8 protein-coding genes are annotated in these 8,764 nt (G+C 71.8%); 4 read left to right on the top strand and 4 right to left on the bottom strand.

Going from position 1 to position 8,764, the window contains the following annotated elements:
* Positions 1-44 precede the first annotated feature (44 nt).
* The 4 genes from msrB to ACFCX4_RS31700 all read right to left on the bottom strand — a co-directional run bounded on the left by msrB (position 45) and on the right by ACFCX4_RS31700 (position 3,370).
* Positions 45-449, bottom strand: coding sequence for a peptide-methionine (R)-S-oxide reductase MsrB (msrB, locus tag ACFCX4_RS31715; protein ID WP_376150098.1), 405 nt, complete (start codon positions 447-449; stop codon positions 45-47).
* A 31-nt stretch (positions 450-480) separates the two neighbouring features.
* Entirely contained in the window at positions 481-1,896 is a 1,416-nt protein-coding gene (murC, locus tag ACFCX4_RS31710; RefSeq protein WP_376150095.1) for a UDP-N-acetylmuramate--L-alanine ligase, read from the bottom strand.
* A gap of 102 nt (positions 1,897-1,998) precedes the next feature.
* On the bottom strand, positions 1,999-2,460 hold the full coding sequence (locus ACFCX4_RS31705; protein ID WP_376150092.1) for an indole-3-glycerol phosphate synthase: 462 nt from the start codon (positions 2,458-2,460) through the stop codon (positions 1,999-2,001).
* Positions 2,461-2,602: 142 nt separating this feature from the next.
* Positions 2,603-3,370, bottom strand: coding sequence for a pyrimidine reductase family protein (locus ACFCX4_RS31700; RefSeq protein WP_376150089.1), 768 nt, complete (start codon positions 3,368-3,370; stop codon positions 2,603-2,605).
* Positions 3,371-3,447: 77 nt separating this feature from the next.
* Between ACFCX4_RS31700 and zapE the strand changes: the two genes are divergently transcribed.
* From zapE to ACFCX4_RS31680, 4 genes are all read left to right on the top strand, one after another.
* Positions 3,448-4,524, top strand: a complete 1,077-nt coding sequence (zapE, locus tag ACFCX4_RS31695) for a cell division protein ZapE (RefSeq protein ID WP_376150086.1) — start codon at positions 3,448-3,450, stop codon at positions 4,522-4,524.
* Positions 4,525-4,581: 57 nt separating this feature from the next.
* Positions 4,582-6,681: an excinuclease ABC subunit UvrB gene (gene uvrB / locus ACFCX4_RS31690; protein ID WP_376150083.1), complete on the top strand. Its 2,100-nt coding sequence runs from the start codon at positions 4,582-4,584 to the stop codon at positions 6,679-6,681.
* 260 nt (positions 6,682-6,941) lie between these two features.
* The gene (locus ACFCX4_RS31685) at positions 6,942-7,523 is read left to right on the top strand and encodes a TerD family protein (protein ID WP_376150080.1); all 582 of its coding nucleotides are present in this window, start codon (positions 6,942-6,944) and stop codon (positions 7,521-7,523) included.
* Between the two features lie 307 nt (positions 7,524-7,830).
* Positions 7,831-8,764, top strand: a 934-nt coding sequence (locus ACFCX4_RS31680) for a TerC family protein (RefSeq protein ID WP_376150077.1), incomplete at its 3' end; no start/stop codon positions are given.

The following is an 8,764-nucleotide window of genomic DNA, read 5'->3' as shown; positions in this document are numbered from 1 at the left end:
GGCCCGGACACCCCGCGGGTGCCCGGGCCTCCTCGCGCTCCGCGCTACTGCGCGGGCTTCAGCGTCAGCGAGACCGAGTTGATGCAGTACCGCTGGTCGGTCGGCGTGCCGTAGCCCTCGCCCTCGAAGACGTGGCCGAGGTGGCCGCCGCAGCGGGCGCAGCGGACCTCCACCCGGCGCATGCCCAGCGAGGTGTCCTCGATGTACTCGACGCGGTCGCCGGCGAGCGGCGCGTAGTAGGACGGCCAGCCGCAGTGGCTGTCGAACTTGGTCTCCGAGCTGAACAGCTCGGCGCCGCAGGCCCGGCAGCCGTAGACGCCGACGGTCTTGGTGTCGGTGTACTCGCCGGTGAACGGGCGTTCCGTCCCGGCCTCCCGCAGGACGTGGTATTCCTCGGGGGTGAGCCGGGCGCGCCACTCGGCGTCGGTCTTCTCGATCTCGTAGCTCATGACGGCTCCAGGTCGCGACGGGTCCGGGGACTCAGACGTTGGTGACAACGTCCGCGAGGCCCCTCTCCAATTCCTCCAGGACGGCCGGGCCCAGGTTGGTGACGTCGCCCGCGCCCATCGTCAGCAGCAGGTCGCCCGGCCGGGCCAGGCCGGCCAGCACCCCGGGGGCGGCGGTGAAGTCGTGCTCGGCGGTGACCTCGGCGCCGGCCCGGCGGGCGGCGTCGATGATCAGCTCGCTGGTGATCCCGGGGATCGGGTCCTCGCGGGCCGGGTAGATGTCGAGCACCACCGAGGCGTCGGCCAGCGCCAGCGCGGCGCCCATCTCCTCGGCGAGCTGCTGGGTGCGGCTGAACAGGTGCGGCTGGAAGACCACCAGCACCCGTCCGGCGGTGGCCTCGCGGATCGCCTCCAGGTCGGCGGCCATCTCGGTCGGGTGGTGGGCGTAGGAGTCGATCACCTGGACACCGCCCGCCTCGCCCTTGAGCTGCAGGCGGCGGCGCACGCCGGTGTAGGCGCCGAGCGCCTTGGCCAGGTCCGTGGCGGGGACGCCCAGCGCGACGCCGGCGGCCAGCGCGGCGACCGCGTTGTGGGCGTAGTGCCGGCCGGGCACCGAGACCGTGAAGCCCAGCTCGGCGCCGTCCAGCAGCACGGTGACCTCGCTGGTCATGCCGCGCGCGACGACCGACAGCACCCGCAGGTCGGCGTCCTCGGCGGCGCCGACGGTGACCACGTTCAGGTCCTCGCGGCCGGCCACCCGGGCGGTCAGCTCGCGGGCGCCCTCGTGGTCGGCGGAGACGACCAGGGTGCCGCCGGGGACGACCCGGCCGACGAAGGTCTCGAAGGACTCGTGGATCTCGTCGATCGAGGCGTAGTTGGCGTGGTGGTCCAGCTCCACGTTGAGCACGATCGCCACCTCGGGCGCGTACTTGTGGAAGCTGCGGTCGCTCTCGTCGGCCTCGGCGACGAAGATCTCGCCGGTGCCGTGGTGGGCGTTGGAGCCGGGCGCGTCGAGGTCGCCGCCGATCGCGTAGGACGGGTCCAGGCCCAGCTCGCCGAGGGCGACGGCGAGCATGCTGGTGGTGGTGGTCTTGCCGTGGGTGCCCGCCACGGCCAGCGCCCGGCGCCCGCCCATCAGCGCGGCCAGCGCGTCGGAGCGGTGGACGACCGGGATGCCGCGCTCGCGGGCGGCGACCAGCTCCGGGTTGTCGGCGCGGATCGCGCTGGAGACGACGATGCTGCTCGCGCCGTCCGGCACGTGCTCGGCGGCGTGCCCGATGTGCACGCCGGCACCGAGGGCGCGCAGCGCGAGGACCGTCTCGGACTCCCTGGCGTCACTGCCGGAGACACTGGCCCCGCGCACCGCGAGGATCTTCGCCAGGCCGGACATCCCGGCGCCGCCGATGCCGATGAAGTGCGGGGCGTGCAGGTCGTGCGCGGCGTCGTTCAAGGCGGGGCTCCGTACGGGCGGGAACAGGGGAGGGGCGGACGGCGTGCGAACCGTCCTCGCGGCCGGACCGCAAGGACGATTCTGCACCACGCCGGGGTGTCGTCAGGAGTCGCTGGCGAACAGCCGCAGCACCGGGACGCCCACCTTGTGCCGGGCCTGGGAGGCCCAGTCGCGGTGGAAGAACTCCTCCACGAAGTGCGGGGAGGTGAGCACCACCACCTCGTCGGCCCGGTGCTCCTCGACGACGGCGCGCAGCCGGTCCAGCGGCTTCTCCTCGACCAGCTCGCCGACCGCCTCGGCGCCGGCCTCGCGCAGGTGGCGCAGGCTGTGCTCCAGCGACTCGGTGGCGACCGTCGGTCCGCTCCCGGACTCGTCGTGCTCGTGCACCACCTTGTCCAGGTGGCCGAGCGCCACGTCGTCCAGCGCCCGCAGCAGCTCGTCCTGCTTGCCGCGCGGCTGCATCAGGACGACGAAGGACACCTTCTCCTCGCTGTGGAGCGTGGTGACCAGCTCCACGTCGGCGTCGGAGAGCGCCTTTTCGATCATCAGTACCGTCTTGAACACGTGAATCCCTTCCAGTCGCCGGCCCCCGGGTACCCGGCTTCGCTTCCCATACTGCCCGGCGGAAGCTTTCCGCACGCCGCTCACGCGGCACACGGGCCACGCGGAGGAAGCCCCAAGTGGGAGCGGGATCACGGTCCGGGGGTCACGGAGCGGGCGGACGCAGGTAGCGGGTGAAGAGGAATCCTTTCTGCTCGATCAATGAGACCAGCCGCATCCGCTGCACGTCGGGCATTCGCGCATCGTGGAGGACGCGCGGCGCGTCGCCGCCGGTGAGCAGCGGCGCCACCGACAGGCAGAGCTCGTCCAGCAGGCCCCCGGCGGCCAGCTCCCCCAGCAGCCGCGGGCCGCCCTCGGTCAGCATCCGGGTCCAGCCCCGTGCGGCCAGCGCCGCGACCGCCGCCGGCAGGTCCACCGAGCCCCGGCCGACCGCGATCACGTCGGCCACCTCGGCCACCGCCGCCCGGCTCTGCGCGGGCGCGTCCTCGGTGGTGATCACCACGGTGCGCACCAGCGGCTCGGTGAACAGCGGCGCCGCGAGGTCCAGGCCCAGCGAGCGGGTCACGATCGCGATCGCCGGGGCCGGCGCCTGCCCGGCCGCCCGGCGCGCCGCGGCGAAGCCGGCCCGCGCCCGGGCCGGCCGGTAGCCTTCGGCCCGCACCGTCTCGGCGCCCACCAGCACCACGTCCGACAGCGCCCGCAGCACTCCGAAGATCCGCTTGTCGGCGTCGCCGGAGAGCCCGTCGGAGAGCCCGTCCAGCCGGGCCCCGCCGTCCAGCCCCGCCACCATGTTGGCGCGCAGCCAGGGGAGGCCGCGATTCACCTGCTCGGGGTACGCGTAGACGGCGGCGAGCGCCTCCAGGGAGGCCGGATCCTCGAAGGTGTGCGCCACGGGGCTGATCAGCTGTCGCATGCCCCCAGTGTTCCACCGGCCGGGTTCCCCCGGCCGCCCGTCCGGGTGCGGCCCGGTCGGGCGTACGCTTGTTCACCGTGCCCGCAGCTTCCCGCCCCGACACCGTGACCGAGCCGACGGCCGAACGCGCCGGTTCCCCGCTCGCCCTCACCTCCCGGCGCCCCGTCGTCCCCGCCGAGCGGCTGGTCGCCGAGATGGTGCCGCCGCCGCGCTTCTCCGGCGTGAGCTTCGGGACCTACCTCCCGGACCCGGCCCAGCCCAGCCAGTACGAGGCCGTGCAGGTCCTGGAGCAGTTCGCCGGCACGCTCGGCCGCGGAAACGGTTCCGCTCCCAGGCGCAGCTGGTTCCGCCGCTCCGCCCCGGCCCCCGCGGGCCCGGCCGGCGTCTACCTGGACGGCGGCTACGGAGTCGGCAAGACGCACCTGCTCGCCTCGCTCTGGCACGCCGCCCCCGGCCCCAAGGCCTTCGGCACCTTCGTCGAGCTGACCAACCTGGTCGGCGCGCTCGGCTTCCAGCAGGCCGTCCGGACCCTGTCCGGCCACACGCTGCTCTGCATCGACGAGTTCGAGCTGGACGACCCGGGCGACACCGTCCTGGTCTCCACCCTGCTCGGCCGCCTGGTCGAGAACGGCGTCAAGCTGTGCGCCACCTCCAACACCCTGCCGGAGAAGCTCGGCGAGGGCCGGTTCGCCGCCGCCGACTTCCTCCGCGAGATCCAGGGCCTGTCGGCGCACTTCCGCCCGATGCGGATCGACGGCCAGGACTACCGCCACCGCGGCCTGCCGGACGCTCCGCCGCCCTACCGGGACGCCGAGGTCGAGGCCGTCGCCGCCCGCACCCCGGGTGCCTCCCTCGACGACTTCGACGCCCTGCTCGCCCACCTCTCCGCCGTCCACCCCAGCCGCTACGGCGCCCTGCTGGACGACGTCACCGCGGTCTGCCTGCGCGGCGTCCACCAGGTCGACGACCAGTCCACCGCCCTGCGCCTGGTCGTCCTCGCCGACCGCATGTACGACCGCGAGCTCCCCGTCACCGCCTCCGGCCTCCCCTTCGACCGGGTCTTCCCCGACGAGATGCTCCGCGGCGGCTACCGCAAGAAGTACCTCCGCGCCGTCTCCCGCCTCGTCGCCCTCGCCCGGGACAGCGCCCGCTAGGCCACCGGCCCGTCCGCGCGGCCCCCGCTTGTCGGTGCGGGGCCGTACGGTGGAGGCGTGCGACCCATCACGAGTATTGAGCGGTCAGAGGCGCCCTTCGAGGTCGTCAGTCCCTACCAGCCCAACGGTGACCAGCCGGCGGCGATCGCCGAGCTTGAGCGGCGGATCCGGGCCGGGGAGAAGGACGTCGTCCTGCTCGGCGCCACCGGTACCGGGAAGTCGGCCACCACCGCCTGGATGATCGAGAAGCTGCAGCGGCCCACCCTGGTGATGGCGCCGAACAAGACGCTGGCCGCGCAGCTGGCGAACGAGTTCCGCGAGCTGCTGCCGAACAACGCGGTCGAGTACTTCGTCTCGTACTACGACTACTACCAGCCCGAGGCGTACGTCCCGCAGACGGACACCTACATCGAGAAGGACTCCTCGATCAACGAGGAGGTCGAGCGGCTGCGCCACTCGGCGACCAACTCGCTGCTCACCCGGCGGGACGTGGTGGTGGTCGCCTCCGTCTCGTGCATCTACGGCCTCGGCACGCCGCAGGAGTACGTGGACCGGATGGTCCGGCTCAAGGTCGGCGACGAGATCGACCGGGACGTGCTGCTGCGCCGCTTCGTCGACATCCAGTACACCCGCAACGACCTCGCCTTCTCCCGGGGCACCTTCCGGGTCCGCGGCGACACCATCGAGATCTTCCCGGTCTACGAGGAGCTGGCCGTCCGGATCGAGATGTTCGGCGACGAGATCGAGGCGCTCTACACGCTGCACCCGCTCACCGGCGAGATCATCAGCCAGGACGACTCCCTGCACGTGTTCCCCGCCTCGCACTACGTGGCCGGACCGGAGCGGATGGAGCGCGCGGTCAACGGCATCGAGAAGGAGCTGGAGGAGACCCTGGCCCGGATGGAGAAGCAGGGCAAGCTCCTGGAGGCCCAGCGGCTGCGCATGCGCACCACCTACGACATCGAGATGCTGCGCCAGATCGGCACCTGCTCCGGCGTCGAGAACTACTCGATGCACTTCGACGGCCGCGAGCCCGGCTCCCCGCCGAACACCCTGCTCGACTACTTCCCGGAGGACTTCCTCCTGGTCATCGACGAGTCGCACGTCACCGTCCCGCAGATCGGCGCGATGTACGAGGGCGACGCCTCGCGCAAGCGCACCCTGGTCGAGCACGGCTTCCGGCTGCCCTCCGCGATGGACAACCGCCCGCTGAAGTGGGAGGAGTTCCTGGAGCGGATCGGCCAGACCGTCTACCTCTCGGCGACCCCCGGCCCGTACGAGCTCTCCCGGGGCGACGGCCAGGTCGAGCAGATCATCCGCCCGACCGGTCTGATCGACCCCGAGGTGATCGTGAAGCCGACCGAGGGCCAGATCGACGACCTGGTGCACGAGGTCCGCAAGCGGGTGGAGAAGGACGAGCGCGTCCTGGTCACCACCCTCACCAAGAAGATGGCCGAGGACCTCACCGACTACATGCTCGGCCTGGACATCCGGGTCCGGTACCTGCACAGCGACGTCGACACGCTGCGCCGGGTCGAGCTGCTGCGCGAGCTGCGGGCCGGCAAGTACGACGTGCTGGTCGGCATCAACCTGCTCCGCGAGGGCCTGGACCTGCCCGAGGTCTCCCTGGTGGCGATCCTGGACGCCGACAAGGAGGGCTTCCTGCGCTCCGGCACCTCGCTGATCCAGACCATCGGCCGCGCGGCGCGCAACGTCTCGGGCCAGGTCCACATGTACGCGGACCGGATCACCCCCTCGATGGAGCGGGCGATCGACGAGACCAACCGCCGCCGCGAGGTGCAGCAGGCGTACAACCGGAAGCACGGGATCGACCCGCAGCCGCTGCGCAAGAAGATCGGCGACATCCTGGACACCCTCACCCGCGAGGAGGTGGACACCGGCGAGCTGCTGTCCACCGGCTACCGGGGCGCGGGCGGCGCCAAGGGCGGGAAGGCCCCGGTGCCGGCGCTCGGGGCGGACCGCAAGCCGGCGAAGTCGCTGCCGGCGGCCGAGCTGGCGGACCTCATCCAGTCGATGACCGAGCGGATGCACGCCGCGGCGGTCGACCTCCAGTTCGAGGTGGCGGCCCGGCTGCGTGACGAGGTCAAGGAGCTGAAGAAGGAGCTGCGGCAGATGCGCGAGGCCGGCATCGCCTGAGGTCCGGCCCGGGGCGCCGGCGGGCGCCCCGGGCCGGCGTGGCCGGTTCCGTTCCCGGCCGGGCCGGCGGTGTCTCGGCACCGCCGGGAACGGGTACACGGCGGGCAGCGCGTTCGACCGCAGGGCCTAGGCTGGCCTGCGGCGCCGCCCCGGACGTGGGCGGCCCGAAGAGGGGGCCTCAGCCGGGGGACGGCAACGGGGTGTTCCACCGTGGAGCCGGCGCGGGGATCCCGCGCGGCCGGGCAGAGAGGACATGCGCCGTGTCGGTGCACCTTGCCAAGGGCCAGCGGGTCAGTCTGCAGAAGGGGCCGGGGGAGACGCTCACCGTGGTCCGGATGGGCCTGGGCTGGCGGGCGGCGCCCCGGCGGGGCCTGTTCGGCAGCCGCACCCGGCACATCGACCTGGACGCCTCGGCGCTGCTGTACGCCGAGCGGACCCCGTCCGACGTGGTGTTCTTCCAGCACCTGGAGAGCGACGACGGCTCCGTGCGGCACACCGGGGACAACGTGGTCGGCGGCGCGGGGGCGGGGGAGGACGACGAGGCGATCCTGGTGGACCTCGCGCACGTGCCGCCGCACATCACCCAGGTGGTGTTCACGGTCAGCTCGTACACCGGGCAGACCTTCGCCGAGGTGCAGAACGCGCACTGCCGGCTGGTGGACGAGTCCACCGGCCTCGAACTGGCCCGCTACGAGCTGACCGGCGGCGGTCCGCACACCGGGCAGATCATGGCGAAGGTGTTCCGGGACGGCTCCGGCGGCTGGGAGATGCAGGCGATCGGCGCCCCGGCCAAGGGGCGGACCTTCCAGGACCTGCTGCCGGTCATCGAGCCGTTCCTCTAGCCTTTCCTCTGCCCGTTCCCGTGGCCGTCCCCGTGGCGGCCCGGGTGTCCGTCCCCGCCGCCGTTCCCGTGGCCGCGCCGCCCGCCCGGGCCTGACGGTTCTTTACCTTCTTTACCTTTCCTTGGGAGTGCTGTTACCCTTCTTGCAGCGGAGGGGAGTATTCCCACGCAGCCGTCCCCGTCATCACGGGCACCCGTCGCGGTGCCCCGGGGCGCTGGTCCGCGGGCGCGCCGCAGCGTGCCCGACGGGCGGAAGAGACCTCCGGCAGTGACGATGACTGTCTCGCCTACCTGCCGGAGGAGCAGTAGTGGACGTTTCCGTAAGCCTCTGGGTCGGCACCATCGTGGTGCTCCTGGCCCTGGTCGTGGCCGATTTCTTCATCGGCGGCCGCAAGCCGCACGAGGTGTCGATCAAGGAAGCCGGCATCTGGACCACGGTCTGGGTCGTGCTGGCGGTGATCTTCGGCGGGTTCCTCTGGTGGCACTCCGGCGCGACGCCGGCCGGTGAGTTCTTCGCCGGGTACATCACCGAGAAGTCGCTCAGCGTCGACAACCTCTTCGTGTTCATCCTGATCATGGGCAAGTTCGCGGTGCCCCGGATCTACCAGCAGCGCGTGCTGATGTTCGGTGTGATCATCGCCCTGGTGCTGCGCGCGGTCTTCATCGCCGGCGGTGCCGCGCTGGTCGCCCAGTTCTCCTGGGTGTTCTTCATCTTCGGCGGCTTCCTGATCTGGACGGCGTGGAAGCTGATCAAGGAGGCCCGGGCCGACGAGGAGGACGAGGAGTTCGAGGAGAACCGCCTCCTCAAGTCCATCGAGAAGCGCTTCCCGTCGACCGACAAGTACCACGGCACCAAGCTCTTCATCCGGGAGAACGGCCGCCGGCTGATGACCCCGATGCTGATCGTCATGCTGGCGATCGGCACCACCGACGTCCTGTTCGCGCTGGACTCGATCCCGGCGATCTTCGGCCTGACCCAGGACCCGTACATCGTCTTCACCGCCAACGCCTTCGCCCTGATGGGCCTGCGCCAGCTGTACTTCCTCATCGGCGGTCTGCTGAAGAAGCTGGTCCACCTGTCGTACGGCCTGTCGGTGATCCTCGGCTTCATCGGCGTGAAGCTGGTGCTGCACGCGCTGCACGAGCAGGGCGTGCACGTCCCGGAGATCGGCATCCCGTTCTCGCTGGGCTTCATCGTGGTCGTCCTCGCCGTCACCACCGTGACCAGCCTGATGGCCTCGA

Source organism: Kitasatospora sp. NPDC056327 (assembly GCF_042261735.1).
GTDB lineage: Bacteria > Actinomycetota > Actinomycetes > Streptomycetales > Streptomycetaceae > Kitasatospora.
This window is presented reverse-complemented; position numbering and strand designations above follow the sequence as displayed.

Bases quoted from the DNA above. Each gene is read 5' to 3' on its own strand.
- msrB (WP_376150098.1), bottom strand. From the start codon at position 449: ATGAGCTACGAGATCGAGAAGACCGACGCCGAGTGGCGCGCCCGGCTC.
- ACFCX4_RS31700 (WP_376150089.1), bottom strand. From the start codon at position 3,370: ATGCGACAGCTGATCAGCCCCGTGGCGCACACCTTCGAGGATCCGGCC.